This window comes from Streptococcus fryi, assembly GCF_053206505.1.
In genome coordinates this window covers 1-1,012 of sequence record NZ_JBRUGW010000081.1, presented here as the reverse complement: position 1 = coordinate 1,012, position 1,012 = coordinate 1, and the positions used below count along the sequence as shown (strand labels likewise).

Here is a 1,012-nt window from a genome sequence, read left to right as displayed (position 1 = left end):
TTTTATTGTTCTAAAGGCATAAAATTTCCTATGATATCGATAAAGCAACTGGTCAGTTAACGCCAGTTAGATATCGCTCATATTTGAAGGCAGATGGTTCAATAGATTGGCCAATTTACAATGGCTTTACCCTCAAAGATGGGAAGCCCGTGATGCAATCAGCCGATTTAAAAGCTGGTGATATTATTGATCGATTTGGTGAATCAGGAGGTACATTTACAAGCCCGATTGAGAATGGAAAAATAACACCTTTTAATCAGAGAGGTTTGCCATACCCAGAGGGCTATCAAAGGTATTATCAGTATGAGGTAATCCAAGATATTAATTTAGAGAATGTTACCGCTGCTTATTCAAACTTATCTCAAATAGATAAAGTAGTTCTTGATAGATTGATGAAAGATTACAAATTCACATTGGCGGATATGGCTAATCCTCAAAAAGGAACAATTGATATTGTCTTTGGAGCAGGGGGAGGCACTCAAATTAAATTTGGGACATCGGTTAATTGGTATGAGAAGATGGGGTTAATAAAGGAGATAAAGTAAATGGAAATTTTAGAAGAACAGAAACAAAAATTGTTGGAAGAAATCCATAAACTTGGCTATGAGAGTTTGAGATATTCTATTTTTCCGGAAGAGAATCCAGGAGAGTGGGAGGTAGTGATTGAGTTTAACGGGAAACAACAGATATATTTTGTATACGGAACTATGGATAGAGGAAGTTACAATGGAAAACATGCCTACCCGACATTTGAAGAAGCAAAAACCGCGTTCATAGATTTTTTAGCAGATATTATCATAATAAATAAATATTATACAAAAGAAGGCATGCCCGTTAATTATCTTCACCCATTATGGTCTGATGATAATATTTATTAGAATCATCCTAGCAGAGTTTTCGCTCTGCTTTCCGCAATTATGGGATATAAAATCAAATTCGACAATATCACTTCTCTACAAACCAGAACACAAACGACCAATGGAACCCCGTTCGCGATACCATCTTCATGGGT

2 protein-coding genes are annotated in these 1,012 nt (G+C 36.0%); both read left to right on the top strand.

Annotated features, from left to right (window positions below):
• Positions 1-152: 152 nt before the first annotated feature.
• Positions 153-545 carry a glycohydrolase toxin TNT-related protein gene (locus ACVRZH_RS10165; protein ID WP_447455146.1) on the top strand — a complete coding sequence of 131 codons (393 nt, stop codon included), beginning with the start codon at positions 153-155 and terminating at the stop codon, positions 543-545.
• Complete coding sequence (locus tag ACVRZH_RS10160; protein WP_172007477.1) at positions 546-878, top strand: Imm59 family immunity protein; 333 nt, start codon at positions 546-548, stop codon at positions 876-878.
• Positions 879-1,012 lie beyond the last annotated feature (134 nt).

Coding starts and splice junctions, on each gene's coding strand:
- ACVRZH_RS10160 (WP_172007477.1), top strand. CDS start 546: ATGGAAATTTTAGAAGAACAGAAACAAAAATTGTTGGAAGAAATCCAT.
- ACVRZH_RS10165 (WP_447455146.1), top strand. CDS start 153: ATGCAATCAGCCGATTTAAAAGCTGGTGATATTATTGATCGATTTGGT.